General features: G+C 65.4%; 19 protein-coding genes. 9 read left to right on the top strand and 10 right to left on the bottom strand.

Features of this window, described 5'->3' with window-relative positions:
* Nucleotides 1-79: 79 nt before the first annotated feature.
* Genes ACFSCT_RS03900 through murJ form a run of 3 tightly spaced genes read left to right on the top strand, consistent with a single transcriptional unit; the run spans nt 80 to nt 5,588 of the window.
* The gene (locus tag ACFSCT_RS03900) at nt 80-1,261 is read left to right on the top strand and encodes a penicillin-binding protein activator (RefSeq protein ID WP_379140242.1); all 1,182 of its coding nucleotides are present in this window, start codon (nt 80-82) and stop codon (nt 1,259-1,261) included.
* Between the two features lie 2 nt (nt 1,262-1,263).
* Nucleotides 1,264-4,047, top strand: coding sequence for a [protein-PII] uridylyltransferase (locus ACFSCT_RS03895; protein ID WP_379140241.1), 2,784 nt, complete (start codon nt 1,264-1,266; stop codon nt 4,045-4,047).
* On the top strand, nt 4,044-5,588 hold the full coding sequence (gene murJ, locus ACFSCT_RS03890; RefSeq protein ID WP_379140239.1) for a murein biosynthesis integral membrane protein MurJ: 1,545 nt from the start codon (nt 4,044-4,046) through the stop codon (nt 5,586-5,588). Before ACFSCT_RS03895 ends, murJ begins: the two co-directional genes overlap by 4 nt.
* A 55-nt stretch (nt 5,589-5,643) precedes the next feature.
* Here murJ and ACFSCT_RS03885 read toward each other — a convergent pair whose 3' ends face one another.
* Nucleotides 5,644-6,345 carry a rhomboid family intramembrane serine protease gene (locus ACFSCT_RS03885; protein ID WP_379140237.1) on the bottom strand — a complete coding sequence of 234 codons (702 nt, stop codon included), beginning with the start codon at nt 6,343-6,345 and terminating at the stop codon, nt 5,644-5,646.
* Nucleotides 6,346-6,435: 90 nt separating this feature from the next.
* Here ACFSCT_RS03885 and trpS point away from each other — a divergent pair, with 90 nt between their 5' ends.
* Nucleotides 6,436-7,458, top strand: coding sequence for a tryptophan--tRNA ligase (trpS, locus tag ACFSCT_RS03880; RefSeq protein ID WP_379140235.1), 1,023 nt, complete (start codon nt 6,436-6,438; stop codon nt 7,456-7,458).
* Here the strand turns inward: trpS and ACFSCT_RS03875 are convergent.
* From ACFSCT_RS03875 to ACFSCT_RS03865, 3 genes are read right to left on the bottom strand one after another with little or no spacing between them, the layout of a single operon-like run.
* Nucleotides 7,430-8,788, bottom strand: coding sequence for an MATE family efflux transporter (locus tag ACFSCT_RS03875; protein WP_379140367.1), 1,359 nt, complete (start codon nt 8,786-8,788; stop codon nt 7,430-7,432). The genes trpS and ACFSCT_RS03875 overlap by 29 nt on opposite strands.
* A 28-nt stretch (nt 8,789-8,816) precedes the next feature.
* Nucleotides 8,817-9,329 carry a PaaI family thioesterase gene (locus ACFSCT_RS03870; protein ID WP_379140234.1) on the bottom strand — a complete coding sequence of 171 codons (513 nt, stop codon included), beginning with the start codon at nt 9,327-9,329 and terminating at the stop codon, nt 8,817-8,819.
* Nucleotides 9,326-9,793, bottom strand: a complete 468-nt coding sequence (locus ACFSCT_RS03865; RefSeq protein WP_379140366.1) for a PaaI family thioesterase — start codon at nt 9,791-9,793, stop codon at nt 9,326-9,328. The genes ACFSCT_RS03870 and ACFSCT_RS03865 overlap by 4 nt, the downstream gene beginning before the upstream one ends.
* Before the next feature lie 164 nt (nt 9,794-9,957).
* Here ACFSCT_RS03865 and ACFSCT_RS03860 point away from each other — a divergent pair, with 164 nt between their 5' ends.
* Nucleotides 9,958-10,344, top strand: coding sequence for a MerR family transcriptional regulator (locus tag ACFSCT_RS03860; RefSeq protein WP_379140232.1), 387 nt, complete (start codon nt 9,958-9,960; stop codon nt 10,342-10,344).
* A gap of 24 nt (nt 10,345-10,368) precedes the next feature.
* On the opposite strand, the gene ACFSCT_RS03855 is transcribed toward ACFSCT_RS03860, so the two are convergent.
* Nucleotides 10,369-11,391: an NAD(P)H-dependent flavin oxidoreductase gene (locus ACFSCT_RS03855; protein WP_379140230.1), complete on the bottom strand. Its 1,023-nt coding sequence runs from the start codon at nt 11,389-11,391 to the stop codon at nt 10,369-10,371.
* Between the two features lie 135 nt (nt 11,392-11,526).
* Here ACFSCT_RS03855 and ACFSCT_RS03850 point away from each other — a divergent pair, with 135 nt between their 5' ends.
* On the top strand, nt 11,527-12,288 hold the full coding sequence (locus tag ACFSCT_RS03850) for a TSUP family transporter (protein WP_379140229.1): 762 nt from the start codon (nt 11,527-11,529) through the stop codon (nt 12,286-12,288).
* Here the strand turns inward: ACFSCT_RS03850 and ACFSCT_RS03845 are convergent.
* Nucleotides 12,279-12,755, bottom strand: coding sequence for an Lrp/AsnC family transcriptional regulator (locus ACFSCT_RS03845; protein WP_379140227.1), 477 nt, complete (start codon nt 12,753-12,755; stop codon nt 12,279-12,281). The two genes, ACFSCT_RS03850 and ACFSCT_RS03845, sit on opposite strands and share 10 nt — an antisense overlap.
* Nucleotides 12,756-12,892: 137 nt before the next feature.
* Between ACFSCT_RS03845 and hppD the strand changes: the two genes are divergently transcribed.
* On the top strand, nt 12,893-14,017 hold the full coding sequence (hppD, locus tag ACFSCT_RS03840; protein ID WP_379140226.1) for a 4-hydroxyphenylpyruvate dioxygenase: 1,125 nt from the start codon (nt 12,893-12,895) through the stop codon (nt 14,015-14,017).
* Entirely contained in the window at nt 14,014-14,355 is a 342-nt protein-coding gene (locus ACFSCT_RS03835; protein WP_379140224.1) for a Rieske (2Fe-2S) protein, read from the top strand. Before hppD ends, ACFSCT_RS03835 begins: the two co-directional genes overlap by 4 nt.
* Nucleotides 14,356-14,391: 36 nt before the next feature.
* Here ACFSCT_RS03835 and dapD read toward each other — a convergent pair whose 3' ends face one another.
* Nucleotides 14,392-15,228 (bottom strand): 2,3,4,5-tetrahydropyridine-2,6-dicarboxylate N-succinyltransferase, encoded by an 837-nt coding sequence (gene dapD, locus ACFSCT_RS03830; RefSeq protein WP_379140222.1) that lies wholly within the window; start codon nt 15,226-15,228, stop codon nt 14,392-14,394.
* 100 nt (nt 15,229-15,328) lie between these two features.
* On the opposite strand from dapD, the gene ACFSCT_RS03825 reads away from it, so the two are divergent.
* Nucleotides 15,329-16,165, top strand: coding sequence for an LOG family protein (locus tag ACFSCT_RS03825; RefSeq protein WP_379140220.1), 837 nt, complete (start codon nt 15,329-15,331; stop codon nt 16,163-16,165).
* A gap of 39 nt (nt 16,166-16,204) precedes the next feature.
* Here the strand turns inward: ACFSCT_RS03825 and ACFSCT_RS03820 are convergent, their stop codons facing one another.
* From ACFSCT_RS03820 to ACFSCT_RS03810, 3 genes are all read right to left on the bottom strand, one after another.
* Nucleotides 16,205-17,125 (bottom strand): hypothetical protein, encoded by a 921-nt coding sequence (locus tag ACFSCT_RS03820; protein WP_379140219.1) that lies wholly within the window; start codon nt 17,123-17,125, stop codon nt 16,205-16,207.
* A gap of 125 nt (nt 17,126-17,250) precedes the next feature.
* The gene (rlmN, locus tag ACFSCT_RS03815) at nt 17,251-18,426 is read right to left on the bottom strand and encodes a dual-specificity RNA methyltransferase RlmN (RefSeq protein WP_379140217.1); all 1,176 of its coding nucleotides are present in this window, start codon (nt 18,424-18,426) and stop codon (nt 17,251-17,253) included.
* A 158-nt stretch (nt 18,427-18,584) separates the two neighbouring features.
* Nucleotides 18,585-19,100, bottom strand: a complete 516-nt coding sequence (locus tag ACFSCT_RS03810; RefSeq protein WP_379140215.1) for an invasion associated locus B family protein — start codon at nt 19,098-19,100, stop codon at nt 18,585-18,587.
* Nucleotides 19,101-19,317 lie beyond the last annotated feature (217 nt).

Below are 19,317 nucleotides of genomic sequence, written 5' to 3'. Positions count from 1 at the left end.
TATCTGCATACCGTGCCTAGCGCAGACTGCCTACCGCGTTCGATTGCCAGCAAACGAGGGAAGTTAACAAATGAAAATCATGAGCCGAATATCGCCGCGCCCGGTTCTGCGGGTCGGCGCAATCCTAACGACGCTTTGGCTTGCCGCCTGCGGTCCGATGGGCGTGGCGGGCGTTTCGGGCCCGAATACCGGACAGATGATCGACCCGCGGCAGCCGGTCCCGGTCGCGCTTCTGGTGCCGGCCGGTGCCGGAAGCTCTGAAATGTCATGGCTTTCCCGCTCGCTGGTGAATTCGGCCAAGATGGCCGCCGCCGACGCGCAGGGCGCCCAGATCGACCTTCGCGTCTACGAGGTCGGGCTTGACGCGGCTTCCGCCGCATCAACCGCGAACAAGGCGGTCGACGAGGGTGCGAAGATCATCCTTGGCCCGCTTCATGCCGATTCGGCCAATGCCGCCGGCAGCGCCGTGGCCGCGCGCAACGTGAACGTGCTGGCCTTCTCGAACAACCCCGACATCGCTGGCGGCAACGTCTTCATTCTGGGCAACACCTTCTCGAACGTGGCCGACCGGCTGGTCTCATACGGGGTCCGGCAGGGCAAGCGGCGCATCATGATCGTGGCCGAGGACGACATTCCGGGCCAGATCGGCGCCGGCGCGATCCGTACCGCGATCTCGCGCAATGGCGCGTCGCTGGCGGGTGAGATCAAGCATCCGGTCTCGCAAGCCGGCATCGACAGCGTCGTGCCCGGCGTGGCCGATGCCGCCAGAAGCGGCCGGGTCGACGCGCTGTTCCTGACCGCCAACCAGCAGCAGGTGCTGCCCTATCTGACCGGAAAGCTGAACGGCGCCGGGGTCAATTCCAGCGTGACCCAGATGATGGGGCTGACGCGGTGGGATATTCCGGCGGCGCGGCTGCAACTGCCGGGGGTTCAGGGCGGCTGGTTCGCGATTCCCGACATGGCGCTGAAAGGTCAGTTCGACAGCCGCTATCGCGCCGCATATGGCGAAACCCCGCATGATCTGGGCAGCCTCGCCTATGACGGCGTTTCGGCGATCGCGGCCCTTGTCCGGGCGGGCAAGGCCAATGCGCTGACCACCGCCGGGCTGACCACGGGCTCGGGCTTTGCCGGCGTCAACGGCACGTTCCGGCTGAACCGCGACGGCACCAACCAACGCGGTCTGGCCGTCGCCACGATCCGCGGCGGTCAGGTCGTGGTGATTGATCCCGCGCCGCGCCGGTTCAGCGGGGCAGGCTTCTGATCTTGCCCGCGCCGACCAGACAACCCATCGCGCAAAGCGCCCCGGCATTGCCCGGGGCGCATTCTGTATTCGACCAGGAGCAGTTCGAATCCACGCTGGATGCCGAGCTGGCCGGGTTGACCGAAGCGCGCGACATCCGCGCCCATACCGTCGCCCGTCTTGCCGCCGCCCGCAGCGCCGCGATGGAGGATATCGAAAGCGGTTTTGCCACCCATCCGCGCGCCGCGCGCGAAACCGTGCGCGCCATCGCCGCGCTGACCGACCGGCTGGTCACCACGGTCTGGCACGTCGCCACCACCTATCTGCACCGCCGGCCCAATCCGACCGACGCCGAACGTCTGGCGGTCATGGCCGTCGGCGGCTATGGCCGGGCCGAGATGGCGCCGCGCTCGGACGTCGACCTGTTGTTCGTGACGCCGTGGAAGATCACGCCATGGGCCGAAAGCGTCATCGAATCGATGCTTTACATGCTGTGGGACCTGAATCTGAAGGTCGGCCACGCCGCCCGCTCGATCGAGGATTGCCTGCGGCTTGGGCGGCAGGACATGACCATTCGCACCTCGCTTCTGGAACATCGGGTCGTGGCCGGCAGCGCCACGGTCGCGGATGACCTGCGCGACAACCTTCAGTCCATGTTCGCCTCGACCCACGCCGAGTTCATCGAGGCCAAGATGGCCGAGCGTGACGCCCGCCACGAACGGCAGGGCGGTCAGCGCTATGTGCTGGAGCCGAATGTGAAAGAGGGCAAGGGGGGCCTGCGCGATCTGCAAACCCTCTACTGGATCGCCAAATACATCTATCGCGTCGACCGCGCCGTCGAGTTGATCGACCTTGGCTTCTTTTCCCGCGACGAACATCGGGCCTTTTGGCAGGCCGAGGATTTCCTGTGGGCGGTCCGTTGCCACCTGCATCTGATTACCGGGCGACCGATGGATCAGCTTACCTTCGACATGCAGGTCGAGGTGGCGCGCCGCATGGGTTATGAGGATACCGCCGGGCGTCGCGCCGTCGAATATTTCATGCAGGATTATTTCCGCCATGCCACCCGCGTGGGCGACCTGACGCGGGTGTTTCTGACCGCGCTGGAGGCCCAGCACCTGCACAAGCCGCCGGTGTTCCGCCGCCTGTTCCGCCGCCGCCGCGCGCTGCCCGCACCGTTCACCGACGACTCGGGGCGTCTTGCCGTGGCGGACGAGGCCGCGTTTCTGGCCGATCCTCTGAACCTGCTGCGGCTGTTCCACGAATCGCTGCGGGTCGGCATGTCGATCCATCCCGACGCCATGCGGCTTGTCGCCGCCAATCTGGACCTGTTCACCGACAAGATCCGCGCCGATCCCGAGGCGGGGCGGATCTTTCTGGACATGCTGCTGAAATACGGCAATCCCGAACGGGTGCTGCGCCGGATGAACGAGCTTGGCGTGCTCGGGGCCTATATCCCCGAGTTCGAGCCGATCGTGGCGATGATGCAGTTCAACGTCTATCACCATTATACGGTCGACGAGCATACCATCCAGACCATCGCCGCGCTGGCCGAGATCGAGCGCGGCGAGGCCATAAACGACCTGCCGCTGTCCACCGCGATCATCAAGGCCGGACTAAACCGGCGGGTTATATATGTCGCGCTGTTGATGCATGACATCGGCAAGGGGCGGCCCGAGGATCACTCGATCCTCGGTGCCCAGATCGCCCGCAAGGTCGCACCCCGGCTGGGCCTGAACGCCGATGAGGTGGATACCGTCGAATGGCTGGTGCGCAATCATCTTCTGATGTCGGACGTGGCGCAAAAGCGCGACATCTCGGACCCGCGGACCCTGCGCGATTTCGCCAAAACGGTGAAAAACAAGAAGCGGCTGGACCTGCTGACCGTGCTGACCGTCTGCGACATTCGCGGCGTCGGGCCGGGGACGTGGAACAACTGGAAGGCCATGCTGCTGCGCCGTCTGCATGACGAAACCTCGCGCGTGCTGGAAGGCGGGATGGAGGCGCTGAACCGCGAGAAGCGCGAGGACGAGGCGAAACGCAGCCTGCGCCATTTCCTGAATGTCGAAGGCGCGTGGGAGCCGCGCGACCTGCGCACCGAACTGGGGCGCCATTATGCCGCCTATTGGCAAGGGCTTGCGACCGAAACCCACGCGGTATTCGCCGATCTGCTGCGTAACATCCGCGAAGACGAGATCAAGATCGACCTTCATCCCGATGCCGAACGCGATGCGACCCGCGCGGCTTTCGCGCTGGCGGACCATCCGGGCATCTTCTCGCGGCTTGCCGGCGCGCTGGCACTGGTCGGGGCAAACGTGGTGGATGCGCGTACCTATACCTCGAAGGACGGATTCGCGACGGCCGTGTTCTGGATACAGGACAGCGACGGCCACCCCTATTCGCTGGAACGCCTGCCCCGCCTGCGCGAGATGATCAGCAAGACGCTGAAGGGCGATATCGTCGCGCGCGAGGCGCTGGCCAGCCGCGACAAGGTCAAGAAGCGCGAACGCGAGTTCCGCTTTCCGACCCATATCCTATTCGACAACGATGGCTCGGACATCTACACCATCGTCGAGGTCGACACCCGCGACCGCCCCGGGCTGCTTTACGACCTGACCCGGACGCTGGCGGCCAACCACATCCAGATCCACAGCGCGGTGATTGCCACATTCGGCGCGCAGGTGGTCGATACTTTCTATGTCAAGGACATGTTCGGATTGAAACTGCACCAACCGGGTCGCCGCGAGGCGCTGGAGCGAAAGCTGCGTCAGGCGATAACCGAGGGTGCCGAAAGGGCCGGCCGGTGAAACCCGTCAGACTGATGCGCGGTTTCGTGACCGTGGGCGGCTGGACCTTGGGCAGCCGGATGGTGGGTTTCATCCGCGACATGATGATCGCGGCATTTCTGGGCGCCGGACCGGTGGCCGAGGCCTATTTCGTCGCCTCGTCCCTGCCGAACATGTTTCGCCGCTTTTTCGCCGAGGGCGCCTTCAACACCGCCTTCGTGCCGCTGTTCGCCAAAAAGCTGGAATCCGGCGATGACCCTCGCGGGTTCGCCGAGGACGCCATGTCCGGTCTGGCCGCGACGGTGTTTCTGGTCTCGGCCATCGCCATGGTGGTCATGCCCTGGCTGGTGCTGGCCATGGCGGCGGGCTTTCGCGGGGATGAGCGGTTCCAGCTTGCGACGCTGTATGGCAGGATCTGCTTTCCCTATATCTTCTTCATCTCGCTGACCGCGTTGTTGTCCGGCCTGCTGAATGCCGGTCATCGCTTTTTCGCCGCCGCCGCCGCGCCGATCCTGATGAACCTTGTGCTGATCATCGCGATGCTGATGGCGGATTGGTTCGGCTGGGACATGGGGCTTGCGATGTCATGGTCGATGCCGGTTGCCGGGATCGCGCAACTGGCGATGGTCTGGATCGCGGCGGCGAAGATGGGCTTTCCGCTGCGCCTGCGCCGCCCGCGCCTGACCCCCGACATCCGCCGGCTGCTGATCATCGCCGGGCCGGCGGTTCTGGCCGGCGGCGTGGTGCAGGTCAATCTGCTGGTCGGCCGGCAGGTGGCCAGCTTTTTCGACGGCGCGATCGGCTGGCTGACCTATGCCGACCGGCTGTATCAGCTTCCGCTCGGGGTCTTTGGCATCGCGATCGGGATCGTGCTGCTGCCCGACATCTCGCGCCGGCTGAAGGCGGGCGACGATCTGGGCGGACGCCACGCCTATAACCGCGCGACCGAGTTCGCGCTGTTCCTGACCGTTCCCGCCGCGATCGCGCTGATCGTCATCGCGACGCCGCTGATCTCGGTCCTGTTCGGGCGCGGCGATTTCGGCGCCGCGGATATCACGCCGACGGCGCTGGTGCTGGCGATCTACGGGATCGGCCTGCCCGCATTCGTGATGCAAAAGGTGCTGCAACCGCTGTATTTCGCCCGCGAGGATACGCGCACGCCGTTCCGCTATGCCGTCCATGCGATGGTGGTGAACGCAATCGCGGCCATCGGCCTTGCGCCGTTGATCGGGTTCAGCGCCGCCGCCCTTGGCACCACCATCGCCGGCTGGACGATGGCCGGTCAGCTATGGTGGGGCAGCCGGTCGATGGGCGCGGCGACGCAATTCGACGACCGGCTGAAACGCCGCGCGCCCCGCATCCTGATCTCGGCGCTGATCATGGGTGCGGCGTTGATCGGGATGACGGCGTTTCTGGGCGACAGCCTGCATTTGCCGGGCAAACGCTATCTGGCGCTGGCGGTGCTGATCGCCGGCGGGATCGCGGTCTATGCGGCCGCCATCCTGTTGACAGGCGCGTTCACCGTGACGGAACTGAAAGCCACGGTCCGGCGGAAACGCTAGGTGCCTGAACCCGGGGTGGGGGCGGCGGTCGGGGGGGCGGGTTGGGGGGCGGCGGTCAGCGCCGCCGCAATTCCCTCAATACTCTGGCGATGCCGCCGGGAACCAGCACGAAGCAGAGCGCGAAGCCGACGCAGAAACCGGCGATTTCGGCGACCCAGACATAATCCGAATTGCCGAACACCACCCCGAAAACCAACTGGAACAGCAGCAGCATGCCGATCAGGGTAAAGGCCCGCATGCGATTGGCGTTTTCCATGCCCAGCCGGGTCCACAGGATGAAGGTGAAGGCTCCGACGAAGCCGTAGACCGCCGGATAGCCGCCGACCAGCGGGCTGATCCGCACCGGCACCAGCAGCGCGAACAGCGTATAGATCAGCGCCGCCCCGATGGCCGAGCCGAAAAACAGCACCAGAACCGCCGCGGGTTTGAAATACTCGGCCACCATCTTGCCCAGCGCCAGCGTGAACACGCCCACGAACAGCGCATTCAGGGCGCTGAGATGGACGAAAGGATAGGTCACCAGCCGCCGCAGATAATCCGGGTTCAGATCACCGGTCTGCCACATCCGCACCAGAAACTCGGGCGAGAAGAACGCCCAGTTGATCGCGTTCGAGCGCAGACCGATCCCGCTTTGCCCGCCCACGAAACCCACGCCGCCAAGCGCGAACAGGATCTCGGTCGCGGCGATCGGCAGGATCAGCACCCATACCACCGGCGGCAGCGGGTTGACGGGGGATTGGTCGAAACCGGGGCGCATCACATTCTCCGTTGGGTTGGGCGGTTGCACCCGCGCCGGCCAAGGGGTAAGCCAAGCCGCATCATTTGAAAAGCCCGAGAGCATGATCCGATGGCCAACGCCCACAAACCCCGCGTTTTTTCCGGCATCCAGCCCTCGGGCGGTCTGACGCTGGGCAATTATCTGGGTGCGCTGAAACGCTTTGCGGCTTTTCAGGGGACCGGCCCCGAAACGATCTATTGCCTGGTCGATCTGCACGCGCTGACGGTCTGGCAGGATCCGGCGCTGCTGGCCGACCGCACGCGCGAGGCGGCGGCGGCCTTCATGGCGGCGGGCGTCGATCCGAAACAGTCGATCCTGTTCAACCAAAGCCAGGTTCCGGCCCATGCCGAGCTCGCCTGGCTGTTCAACACGGTCGCGCGGCTGGGCTGGATGAACCGGATGACCCAGTTCAAGGACAAGGCCGGCAAGAACAGCGAAAACGTCAGCCTTGGGCTTTACGCCTATCCGGCGCTGATGGCCGCCGACATTCTGGCCTATCACGGAACATTGGTTCCGGTCGGCGAGGATCAAAAGCAGCATGTCGAGCTGACCCGCGACATCGCCGCCAAGTTCAACCACGATTACGGCACCGAATTCTTCCCGTCGCCAGAGCCGCTGATCGAGGGCGCCGCGACCCGGGTGATGAGCCTGCGCGACGGGTCGAAGAAGATGTCGAAATCCGACCCCTCGGACGCCAGCCGCATCAACCTGACCGACGACGCGGATGCCATCTCCCAGAAGATCCGCAAGGCCCGCACCGATGCCGAGCCCCTGCCCGGCCGGATGTCCGATCTTGCCGCCCGCCCCGAGGCGCGGAACCTCGTCAACATCTATGCCGCGCTGACGGATGAGACGCCGGATGCCGTTCTGGCCCGGTTCGAGGGTCAGGGCTTCGGCGCCTTCAAGCCGGCGCTGTCCGAGGTCGCGGTCGCAACCCTTGGCCCGATCACCAGGCGGATGCAGGAATATCTGGCCGACCCGGCCGAGATCGACCGCATTCTGGGGGACGGGGCCATGCGCGCCGACGCCATCGCCCATCCCATCGTCGAGGAAACCAAGGCGATCATGGGGTTGCTGCGGTCGCGGCCCTAGCCTCGGCGCGCGGATACAACAGTGCCAGGGTGACGCCGCGCATGATGTTCAGGACCATCAGCGCGGCCCATAGCCCGGAATTGCCGAATAGCGGCAGCAGAACGATCAGCGACAGGGCATAGATCGCCGTCGACAGGATCATCGCCTGACGCATTTCCCGGGTCAGCATGGCGCCGATGAAAATGCCGTCATACATCCAGCTTGCGACCCCGATCACCGGCGCCGCGACCAGCCACGGCAGATAGTCGCGGGCGGCGTGCCGGACCGGTTCGGATGTGGTCAGGATGTCGATGAACGCCGGCCCGCCGATCCAGAACACCGCCGCCAGCAGCAAGGCCCCCGCCGCGCCCCATTGGCTGGTCACGATGGCGGCGCGGCGCAGCCGGTCGGGACGCCGCGCACCCATCGCCTGACCGACCAGCGTTTCGGCGGCGAAGGCGAAGCCGTCCAGCGCATAGGCGGTCACGCTTAGAAGCTGCAAAAGCACGTGGTTGGCCGCAAGGGTCACGTCCCCCTGTCCGGCGCCAAGGAACAGGAAGCTCAGAAAGCACAGCTGCAGCAGCGCGGTGCGTATCAGGATATCGCCGTTCACCCGGGCGAAGTATCGCAGTTTCACGGCGGCAAACAGATCGGCCAGCCGCTGCCTCAGCGCCAGCGCGATTGCGTGCCGGGCAAGACACAGGCCCAGCGCCAGCCCCGACCATTCGGCGATCAGCGAGGCCGTCGCCACCCCTTGCACCCCCCAGCCAAGGCCCAGCACGAACCAGAAATCCAGCGCGACGTTCAGCCCGTTCATCAGCACCTGAATAAGCAGGACACCGACCGTGCGCTCCTCGGCGATCAGCCAGCCGGTGACGGCATAAAGCGCGATCGTCGCGGGCGCCCCCCAGACGCGGATCAGAAGATATTGCCGGGCCAGCGCCTCGACCTCGGGCGTCGCCGGGGAAAGCCGGAAGGCCATCCAGAAGACAGGGATCTGCAACAGGATGATGATCAGCCCGGCAAGCCCGGCAATCGTCAGCGCGCGGGTCAGATGCGCACCACCCTCGGCCGGGTCGCCCGCGCCCTTGGCCTGCGCCACCAGCCCCGAGGTGCCCATGCGCAGAAAGCCGAAGATCCAATAGATCGTGGACAGAAGGATCGCCCCGATCCCGACCGCACCGATCGGCGCCGCCTGCCCCATCTGTCCGATGACGCCGGTATCGACCAGCCCGAGGATCGGCACGGTCGCATTCGACAGCACGATGGGCAGCGCGATCCGCAGCACCCGGCCCGAGGTGACGGGCCGGTCCGCCGCGCCTGCCGGCGCGGGCTGCGGCGCGGTGGGCAGCTCGGGCTGCGGCGCGGTGGGCAGCGGTTCAGTCACCGCTGCCCGGCGGCGGCATCAGGAAATGCCCGGTCGCCTGCGCAAGCAATCTGTCGCGATTATCCTGCCACGCCTCGACCTGAACGCTGGCGAAGCGCCGGCCCAGGCGGACCACGCGCGCCCGTGCATAGGCATCGCGCGGCAGCCCGGATCGCAGGTAATCCACGGTGAAATCAATGGTCTTCGGCAGACGCGGCAGGCTTTCGGGATCACCGGGCGACGGGCTGATCCGCCCCTCTTCCAGATCGGCCCACATCGCCGACCACGACAGTTTGATGATCGCCGTCACCTCCAGAAACGCAGCCGTCACGCCGCCGTGGATCGCGGGCAGCATCGGGTTGCCGATCAGCTTCTCGGAATAGGGCAGTATCGCGGTCAGCTCATCGCCCCGGCGTTCCATCGTGATGCCCAGCCAACTGATATAGGGCACGCCGGTCATCAATGCGCCCAAGGCCCCGTCACGGCGGGATTTGATCTGCGCCAGCGGCTCGTTCCGGTCCATCATCGCGCCGCCGATTCAAGTGTGAATGTGCCGGTCGCGGTGGCCACCGGGTTCTGGGTATCATCGTCCATCGCCGTCGCCCGCACAAAGGCGACCGAGCGGGTGACGTGGTAACAGACCGCGCGCGCCACGATCCGCTGGCCCGGCTTGGCCGCGCGCATATAGTCGATCCGCAGGTCTATGGTGGCGGTGCTGATCGGCTGGCTCGGGTGGCTCATCACCGCGGCGCCGCAGCAGGTATCCATCAGCGCTGACACCGCGCCGCCATGGATCACGCCGGTGCGCGGATCACCCACCAGATTTTCGCTCCACGGCATGCTGATTTCGGCCACGCCATGACCAAGGTCGCCCAACTCCAGTTGCAGCGCGCGCGCATGCGGAATCGCGTTGATGAACTGCCGCGCAATCTGATTCCTGGTCGCGTCATCGCCGCCTTTGACGCTTTCGTGGTCCTCGGGTGAAATCATGTCCGCCATTCGCTTTTGCTTTCCTGTCGAATAGTCCAGCCGCCATCACCTGCACAACCCTGACCGCGCGTCCGGCCGCCCCAACAGCCGGGCAAGCGGTCGTTGTAGTTCGCGCAAGCTTTTCTTATCATAAGCAGCAAGAAATGGGGGAGGTATCGCCGCGCATGCCCGAAAATCAGCTCACATTCAAAGAGATGTGCGAGCGTTTCGACGTGACGCCCCGGACCTTGCGCTATTACGAATATATCGAATTGCTCAGCCCGATTAAGGTTGGCCGCGCGCGGTTTTACGGCCCGCGCGAGGTTGCGCGGATGACGCTGATCCTGCGCGGCCGGCGCTTTGGCTTCAGTCTTGAAGAAATCCGTCAATGGCTGATGATCTATAGCGAGAAAGGCACCAGCGAGCAGAATCAGGTCTGGATACAGCTTGCCAACCGGCAGCTTGGGGTTCTGAACCAGCAGCGCGCCGAATTGGACGCGACGATCGAGGATCTCAAATCCCTGCGCGACAGCGTGGCCGAAATGATCGGCAAACCGGCCGGGGGTCAATAGACCGACCGGCCGGCACCGTTGCGATCAGCGCAGCCCCTCGGTCAGCCGGGCCACGACCTGCGCCGCCGGTTCCTCGACCGCCTGCGCGGCGCCGGTTCCGGCCCAATCCGCATTATATCCGGCGATCCCCGCCTTTCTGGCCGCCGCCATCAGCGCCTTGGCCGGATCGTAGGGCAGCGGATAATCGGGCGCCAGATCGCTGGGCAGCGCGGTCAGCCGGTTTTCCAGCGACCGCGCCGGCCGGCCCGAGATCGAGCGGGTCATGACCGTCCGGCCCGTCGACATCAGCGCCTTGTGGCTGGGCTGCGTCGCCGATTCGGGACAGCGCAGAAAGGCGGTGCCGCATTGCACAAGATCGGCCCCGTGATCCAGCATCCGGCGCACGTCCTCGGCCGTCATGATGCCGCCCGCCGCGATCACCGGCAGACCGACGGGCAGCAACAATTCCAGCAGCGCGCGGGTCGACAGCCGCTCGTCCGGGCCGTCGGGGTCGAACATGCCGCGATGGCCGCCGGCCTCCCACCCTTGGGCGACGATCCCGTCAAGGCCGGCGTCCCTGATCGCCCGCGCCTCGGCCAGGCTGGTGGCCGAACCAAGCAGCACCGCCCCCATGGCCCGCAGCCGGTCCAGTTGATCGGGCTGCGGCAAGCCGAAATGAAAGCTGACCACCGCCGGGTTCGCGGCCTCGATCACCGCCTGCATTTCGTCGTTGCCGGGGAACGGGATATAGATTTCGGCCATGCCGGTCGGCACCGGCGCGTCGGCGGCCTCGAAAGCCGGGCGCATGAGTTCCAGCCATGCTGCCTCGCGCGCCGGGTCGCGGCGGGCGGGGCGGTGACAGAACAGGTTCACGCCAAAGGGCCGATCTGTCAGGGCCCGGGTGGCGGCCATCGCCTCGGCCGCCTGCGCCGGGCTCATCGCGGCAAGGCCAAGCCCGCCCAAGGCACCGGCATTCGATGCCGCCGCCGCCAGTTCCGGTGTCGCCACCCCGGCCATCGGCGCCTGCACCAACGGCACCGCAAGCCCCAAACGTTCGGCCAAACCCATCGCCGTTATCCTTCCGTTCCGCTTTCGTCACCCGGCGGGATCATCTTGCCCCCCTGCTTCATCCTTTACAATCATGCGCGTCACCGGGCAAACAACCGGCATGACGCCAAAAGCGCCCGTGCCGCCGGAGGACAGGTGTTCGAGATTTCCCTGACCTTTGTTATTCTGTTGATCGGGGCGGCGTTTTTCGCCGGGATCATCGACAGCATCGCGGGCGGGGGCGGCCTGATCACCATACCGGCGCTGATGCTGGCCGGGCTTTCACCGCTCGAGGCGATCTCAATCAACAAGGTGCAAGCCGTTTTCGGCGCTTCAAGCGCGGCCTATAGCTATGCCAAGGCGGGCCATGTCGACCTGCGGCGACAATTGCCGGCCGCGTTGCTGGCGTTCGGCGGCGGGGTCGCCGGCGCGATCCTGATTTCCTATCTGCCGAGTGAATGGTTGCGGGGCGTCCTGCCGTGGATCCTGATCGCGATCGCTGGATATTTCGCGTTCAAACGCGGGCTTGGCGATGTCGATGGACAGCGGCGCATCAGCCCGGCGGTATTCTCGGCCACCATCGTGCCGCTGGTCGGGTTTTATGACGGCTTCTTCGGCCCCGGCGCCGGGTCGTTCTATATGCTCGGCTTCGTCTCGCTGGCAGGTTACGGTCTTCTGAAGGCGACGGCGCATTCAAAGCTGCTGAACCTCGCCTCGAATTTCGGCGGGCTGGTGATCTTTGCGGCCACGGGTGCGCCGGTCTGGGGGCTGGGTCTGGTCATGGCGGTGGCGCAGACGGCGGGGGCGATGCTGGGCGCCCGGCTGGCCATGCGCGTCGGGGCCCGGGTGATCCGGCCGCTGCTGGTCCTGACCTCGGTCGCACTGGCGCTGCGGCTGTTGTGGCAGAACTACGGCTGACAGGCCGCCACCGCCGCCAGCGGCAGGCCGCCATCATCCTTCATCGTCTTCAGCACGATCTCGGACCGGACCTGCGCCACCTGTGGGTGCGGCAGCAGGTGATCGTGGATGAATGCCGCCAATGCGCCCAGATCCTCGACATGCAAATCAAGGATATAATCCGCATCGCCCGACACCGAATGCGCCGCCCTGACCTGCGGCAAGCGCCCGACGAAGGCGGCGAAATTGCCCTCGTTCTGCTGGCCGTGGTCGCGCAGGTTGACCCGTGCGAAGGCCCGCACCCCAAAACCCAGCGCGGCGGGGTCCAGGAGCGCCGCATAGCCCCGGATCACCCCGGCTTTCTCCAGCGCCGCCCGCCGACGCGAACATTGCGAGGGCGAAAGATGGACCCGCTGCGACAGCTCGGCATTGGTCATGGCGCCGTTCTGCTGCAGGGCGGTCAGGATTGCACGGTCAAAGCTGTCCATACATGAAATTCCAGAAGTATTCATAAAACATGCGTAAATCGTGCATTACGATAATCGAAACTGCACGAACTCGCACGCCTTGTGCAAGCGTTCCGCGCTATAATCCGCGCAAATGCACCCGAGCAAAGGAACATGTCATGGGCCCGTTCCCGCATAATGCCCCGAAAGCCACGATCAGCGCCGCCAACCCGGCCGGCACCGACGGGTTTGAATTCGTCGAATTCGCCCATCCCCGGCCCGAGGTTCTGGACAAGCTGTTCCGTCAGATGGGCTTTGTCCCGGTCGCGCGTCACACATCGAAGGACGTGACGCTGTATCGTCAGGGCAACGTCAACTATGTCCTGAACAATCAGCCCGACAGCCACGCCAGCCGCTTCATCGCCGACCACGGTCCGTGCGCGCCCGCGATGGGCTGGCGCGTGGTCGACGCCCGCCACGCGCTGAAACGCGCGGTCGAGCTTGGCGCCACCGAATACACCGGCCCGGGCAAGGTTCTGGATTTCCCCGCCGTCATCGGCATCGGCGGCAGCCTGCTTTACTTCATCGACAAATACGGCGACGCGGGCAGCGCCTGGTCCGGCGAATACGACTGGCTGGGCGAGGTCGACCCGAAACCGGAAGGCGTCGGCTTCTATTACCTCGACCACCTGACCCATAATGTCATTCGCGGCAACATGGACACCTGGTATCGCTTTTACGCCGACACCTTCAATTTCCGCGAGATCAAGTATTTCGACATCAAGGGCAAGCAGACCGGGCTGACCAGCCGGGCGCTGACCAGCCCCGACGGCAAGATCCGCATCCCGATCAACGAATCCGCCGACGACCACAGCCAGATCGAGGAATATCTGCGCGAATACAAGGGCGAGGGCATCCAGCACATCGCCATCGCGACCGAAGACATCTATGCCGCGACCGACGCCATCGCCGCCAACGGCCTTGAGTTCATGCCGGCACCCCCCGACACCTATTATGAGATGTCGCGCCGCCGGGTGAAGAACCACGAGGAGCCGCTGGACCGGATGAAGCGCCACGGCATCCTGATCGACGGCGAGGGCGTGGTCGGCGGCGGCGAGACCCGGGTGCTGCTGCAGATCTTCTCGAAAACTGTGATCGGCCCGATCTTCTTTGAATTCATCCAGCGCAAGGGCGACGACGGTTTCGGCAACGGCAATTTCACCGCATTGTTCGAATCGATCGAGGAGGACCAGATCCGCCGGGGCGTGCTGAAACCCTCGGACGCGGCCGAACCGGCGGCATGAGCTGGCAGGACTATCCCCGCGCCCCGGCGCGGGGGACCGCGCTTGGCGCTCGCGATGCCGTCACGGGCGTGCACACGCTGGTGCTGGACGGCTTTCCGATCCTGCTGGTCAAGGGCGCGGCCGGCCTGCGCGCGTTCGTCAACGCCTGCCCGCACCAATTCCTGCCGCTGGATTACAAGGGGCCGAACATCCTGTCGGCGGATGGCGCGCGGCTGATCTGCTCTTCGCATCAGGCGATATTCGACGCCGGCACCGGTGCCTGTCTGGGCGGCCCGACCGACGAATGCCTGGATGAAATTCCGCTGGCCATCCGCGACGGGCAGATCGTGATTGCCTGATCCGCCGCCGCGGTTCGGGACCGGCGCCCACGCAGCTTAGTCGCGCAGCAGATCGTTGATCGAGGTTTTCGAGCGGGTCTGCGCATCCACCCGCTTCACGATCACCGCGCAATAAAGGTTGATGCCGTTCTTGGACGGCATCGAGCCTGCGACGACGACCGAACCGGCGGGCACCTCGCCATACATGACCTCGCCCGTCTCGCGGTCGACGATCTTCGTGGATTTGCCGATGAACACGCCCATGCCAAGGACCGAGCCTTCGCGGACGATGCAGCCCTCGACCACCTCGGACCGGGCGCCGATGAAACAGCCGTCCTCGATGATGGTCGGACCGGCCTGCATCGGCTCCAGCACGCCACCGATGCCGACGCCGCCCGACAGGTGCACGTTCTTGCCGATCTGGGCGCAGGAACCGACCGTGGCCCAGGTGTCGACCATGGTGCCCTCGTCCACGAAGGCGCCGACGTTGACGAAGCTCGGCATCAGCACCACGCCCTTGCCGATATGGGCCGAGCGGCGGACGACCGCGTTCGGCACGGCGCGGAACCCGGCGGCGCGCCAGTCGTGTTCCGACCAGCCCTTGAACTTGTTATCGACCTTATCCCACCACGACGCGCCTTGCGGGCTGCCCGACTGCATCTCCATTTCCGTGACGCGAAAGCCCAGCAGGACCGCCTTTTTCGCCCATTGGTTGACGTGCCAAGCGCCGTCCGCGCCGCGTTCGGCCACCCGCAACTTGCCGCTGTCCAGCGCGTCCAGCGTCTCCTTGATCGCCTCGAGCTTCGGTCCGCTGGTCGCGGGGGTGATCGAATCGCGATCTTCCCAGGCGGCGTTGATGGCGGATTCCAGATCGGCGTGGGTCGTGGCGGTCATGGCGGTTCCTCGCGTTCGGGTGGAAACTGTCGTAAACAGGCTATAAGCGGGGGCAACAGGGGGCGCAATCCGTAGGACCCCCGATCTGATGAGGGGCAGGATGGACGAAGCCGAACGAAACGATCCGTTGCGTGACAGCAAGAAAGACGCAGAAACCGCCGCCGAGGATCGTTCCACACCACAGACCCGCGCGCCCTCGTACCGGCTGGCCTTTGCGGATACCGATTTTCTGCTGCGGCCCGAACTGCGCCCGGTCCGGTTTCAACTGGAACTGCTGAAACCGCAGATGATCCTTGACGAGCGCGGCATCGAATCGACCGTGGTGCTGTTCGGCGGCGCACGCATCCCCGATCCCGACCACGCCGACAAGGCGCGCACGCCCACGCTGGCCGGCTTGTCGCGCTATTACACCGAGGCGCGCAAATTCGCCCGCCTGATGACCGAACGCAGCCTGCAAAGCTATGGGCGCGAGAACGTGGTCTGCACCGGCGGCGGCCCGGGCGTGATGGAGGCCGGCAACCGCGGCGCCGATGATGCCGGCGGCCAGTCGATCGGCCTGTCCATCGTCCTGCCGCACGAACAGGCGCCGAACCGCTATGTGACGCCCGATCTGTGCTTCAACTTTCACTATTTCGCCATCCGCAAGATGCATTTCCTGATGCGCGCGCGGGCGATCTGCATCTTTCCGGGCGGCTTCGGCACGCTGGACGAGATGTTCGAGACGCTGACCCTGATCCAGACCGAACGGATGCGCCCGATCCCCTTCCTGCTGTTCGGCAGAGAATTCTGGGAGACGATGATCAACTGGCAGGCGCTGTCCGAGGCCGGCACCATCTCGCCCGAGGATCTGAGCCTGTTCCGCTATGTCGAGACCGCCGACGAGGCGATCGCGATCATCGACGGCTGGCCCAAGGATCCCTGCGACGACCGCGACTGAGGGCCCGACTTGCGGCCGGACCGCCCGCCCGACCGCCGATCAGACCACGGCCGCCTTTTGCGAGCGCAGCATCAGCGCGATGCCGATGGCGATCATCACCGCGGCGACCGGGGTGGTGACCGGCATCGTCTCGCCGAACCACGAGATCGCGACCGCCGCGCCGATGACACCCGCGACCGAGCCGATCAGCGACAGCGCCACCGGCCCTCCGGCGCGTTGCAGCATGAAATAGGTGACGAACTGGACCGCGAAGGTGGCCGCATTGCCCAGCGTCAGCAAAAGCCACAGCCGGTCGGTGAAGATCGCGACCGGCATCGGCCCCTCGGACGCATAGGCCGCAATGGCGCTCCAGCCCGCGCAGGCGACCAGCATCATCCCCGCCAGCAGCACCGCCGGCGCGCCATGCGGCCAGAACCGGCTGCGATAGATGTTGCCCATCGCCAGCACCACCGGGATCAGGGTGGCGACCAGAATCCAGGCCCGGGTGCCGCCCGGCGCGCCGCTGAACTTCGCGACCGCCAGCAGGATACCCCCGCCCAGACCCAGCAGCACCGCGATCAGCCGGGTGGTCGAGGGCCGCTCCATCCCCAGAAGCCGGGCAATGACCCAGGTCAGCAGGATCGGAAAGGCGAAGCTCAGCGAGACATAGCCGGCGCCGACATGGCCGATGGCCAGATATGCCATGCCCGAGGGCGTGGCCTGAAACGCACCGGCGCCGGCGGCATACAGCGTCAGATGGCGGGCGTCGCCCCGGATCTGCCCAGTCAGCGCCGCGATGCCCAGTTGCACGGCGCCCGCGATCCCGGTCACCACCGCCTGATACCACAGCATCGGGATGCCCGCGTCCGAGGCGAGCTTGGCGAAGATCAGCGTCACCGCCAGCAACCCGCCGGTCACCATCAGAAGCGCCAGCATCCGCGCGGTCGAGGTTTCCTGCGCTACCGTGTTCTGCGCCACCATATCCTGCCCCGTCCTACAGCCTTTGACCCGGCATAACCGCCCCTATCGCGGGGCGAAGTCAAGCCGTGATCCGTCGCCGGGGCGCATGCGATGAATGCCGGAAGCACGCCGGTCGGCGATCTGCCTTAAGCGCTGGCAGCCTCGGCGGCGATTTGCGCGGCCGAGCGGCGGCCACGTTCGGTCGCCGATTTCAACTGACCGCAGGCGGCCATGATATCCTCGCCGCGCGGCTTGCGGATGGGGCTGGCGTAACCGGCGTTGTGAACGATGTCGGCGAAGGATTCGATCCGTTCCCAGCTCGACCGCTTGTAGGGCGCGCCCGGCCATTCGTTGAACGGAATCAGGTTGATCTTGGCGGGAATGCCCCGGATCAGCTTGACCAGCCGGCGGGCATCCTCGTCACTGTCGTTGACCCCGTCCAGCATCACATATTCAAAGGTGATCCGTTCACTGTTCGACAGGCGCGGATAATCGCGCAGCGCATCCAGAAGCGTGGCGATGTTCCATTTGCGGTTGACCGGCACCAGCTTGTCGCGGGTCGCATCGGTGGTCGCGTGAAAGCTGACCGCCAGCAGGCAGCCGATTTCCTCGGCGGTGCGGGCGATCTCGGGGACGATGCCGCTGGTCGACAGGGTGATGCGGCGGCGCGACAGGCTGATACCCTCGCCGTCCATCACCACCTTCATGGCGTCGCGGACGTTTTCAAAGTTGTAGAGCGGCTCACCCATGCCCATCAGCACGACGTTGCTGACCAGCCGGGTTTCATCCTTGGGCTGTCCGGGCACCGGCCATTCGCCAAGATCGTCGCGGGCGACCATGACCTGTCCGACGATTTCGCCGGCGGTCAGGTTGCGCACCAGCTTTTGGGTGCCGGTGTGGCAGAAGGAACAGGTCAGCGTGCACCCGACCTGGCTGCTGATGCACAGCGTGCCCCGATTTTCCTCGGGGATATAGACCGTCTCGACCTCGTGCCCGCCGGCGATGCGCAACAGATATTTGCGCGTGCCATCGGCGCTGACCTGACGGGTCACGACCTCGGGCAGCGCGATGGTGAATTTTTCGGCCAGAAGGGCGCGATAATCCTTGGCGAGATTGGTCATCGCCATGAAATCGCGCACACCCCAGTGATAGACCCATTTCCAGATCTGCCCGACCCGCATCTTGGCCTGTTTTTCGGGCGTGCCGGCGGCGATCAGCGCGTCGCGCAACTGCGCGCGCGTCAGCCCGACGATATTGACCGCGCCGCCTTCGGGCAGTTTGCGCGGAATGGTCAGCAGATCCTGAGTGATCGGGGCGGTCATGGCGTGGCTTTGGATTTAGGGGAACCGAATGCGCCTATATAGGCGAGCTTGCCGGGAAAGCCAAACCCAAAGAAGCCCCCGGACGTGCGATCCGGGGGCAATCTGCATGATCCGGCCGGGTTATGCGGCCAGATTTGCCTTGCGGTGCCGATTGGCGCCTATTTGCACTGGCTTTCCGCCCGTTTGGACGCGGCGGTTATCCCTTTCAGCGAAAAGGTGTCCTTGGTGACCGTGCCACGGCTGGAGCGCCCGGTCAGCACCATGGTCGAGCCGGCGCGCATCGCGCTCAACAGCTTCGCATCCTCGGCCGCCGAACCCGTCCAGGCGTTCTCACCCTCGGTGAACATCTTGAAGGTCTGGCCGCCGACATTCGCCTCGACCGCGGAATCCGCCGCAAAGGGATAGCCGCCACCGAACGAAACCTCGGCGCCCGAGCCGGGACGATAGGCGACATACAGCCGGATGTCGCCGCGCTGCACCTCGGTCGGTTTGCCGTCGCGGGTGTTAACCGTCTGCGTCGGCTGCGACACAGCCCAGCATTCCTTCGGGTTATCGCCGGCAAACACGCTCCAGTCGCCTTCTACGGCGACCACATTCGTGGATACCTGCGCGGCCGCCACTAGCGGCAACGCCGCAAACAGCGCACCTGCACCCAGCAGCGTCAATTTATTCATGGATCAGCCTCCTGCCATTCTGCCTCTGGCGCCATCGCCACCCCGGGGGTTCACGGCATGCTCGCAGCAATCCCGGCGCGTTCGCGTGCCTTTGGGGGCACTTTTTTATCAAGACGGCGGCCTTTTCAACCTCGCAGCCGCAGGGTAACGCAATTGTTGGGCGTGAAAAAAGCCCCCCAGATCAGAAATCGCACAAATTTGCGCTTAAACTGGTGTT

Origin of the sequence: Paracoccus pacificus (genome assembly GCF_042680785.1) — a bacterium.
Classification (GTDB): domain Bacteria; phylum Pseudomonadota; class Alphaproteobacteria; order Rhodobacterales; family Rhodobacteraceae; genus Paracoccus; species Paracoccus pacificus.
This window is presented reverse-complemented; position numbering and strand designations above follow the sequence as displayed.

Bases quoted from the DNA above. Each gene is read 5' to 3' on its own strand.
- hppD (WP_379140226.1), top strand. From the start codon at position 12,893: ATGGGCCCGTTCCCGCATAATGCCCCGAAAGCCACGATCAGCGCCGCC.
- ACFSCT_RS03810 (WP_379140215.1), bottom strand. From the start codon at position 19,100: ATGAATAAATTGACGCTGCTGGGTGCAGGTGCGCTGTTTGCGGCGTTG.
- ACFSCT_RS03900 (WP_379140242.1), top strand. From the start codon at position 80: ATGAGCCGAATATCGCCGCGCCCGGTTCTGCGGGTCGGCGCAATCCTA.
- dapD (WP_379140222.1), bottom strand. From the start codon at position 15,228: ATGACCGCCACGACCCACGCCGATCTGGAATCCGCCATCAACGCCGCC.
- ACFSCT_RS03820 (WP_379140219.1), bottom strand. From the start codon at position 17,125: ATGGTGGCGCAGAACACGGTAGCGCAGGAAACCTCGACCGCGCGGATG.
- ACFSCT_RS03870 (WP_379140234.1), bottom strand. From the start codon at position 9,329: ATGATGGACCGGAACGAGCCGCTGGCGCAGATCAAATCCCGCCGTGAC.
- ACFSCT_RS03855 (WP_379140230.1), bottom strand. From the start codon at position 11,391: ATGGGTTTGGCCGAACGTTTGGGGCTTGCGGTGCCGTTGGTGCAGGCG.
- rlmN (WP_379140217.1), bottom strand. From the start codon at position 18,426: ATGACCGCCCCGATCACTCAGGATCTGCTGACCATTCCGCGCAAACTG.
- ACFSCT_RS03885 (WP_379140237.1), bottom strand. From the start codon at position 6,345: ATGCGCCCCGGTTTCGACCAATCCCCCGTCAACCCGCTGCCGCCGGTG.
- ACFSCT_RS03825 (WP_379140220.1), top strand. From the start codon at position 15,329: ATGGACGAAGCCGAACGAAACGATCCGTTGCGTGACAGCAAGAAAGAC.
- ACFSCT_RS03865 (WP_379140366.1), bottom strand. From the start codon at position 9,793: ATGATTTCACCCGAGGACCACGAAAGCGTCAAAGGCGGCGATGACGCG.
- ACFSCT_RS03845 (WP_379140227.1), bottom strand. From the start codon at position 12,755: ATGGACAGCTTTGACCGTGCAATCCTGACCGCCCTGCAGCAGAACGGC.
- trpS (WP_379140235.1), top strand. From the start codon at position 6,436: ATGGCCAACGCCCACAAACCCCGCGTTTTTTCCGGCATCCAGCCCTCG.
- ACFSCT_RS03860 (WP_379140232.1), top strand. From the start codon at position 9,958: ATGCCCGAAAATCAGCTCACATTCAAAGAGATGTGCGAGCGTTTCGAC.
- ACFSCT_RS03835 (WP_379140224.1), top strand. From the start codon at position 14,014: ATGAGCTGGCAGGACTATCCCCGCGCCCCGGCGCGGGGGACCGCGCTT.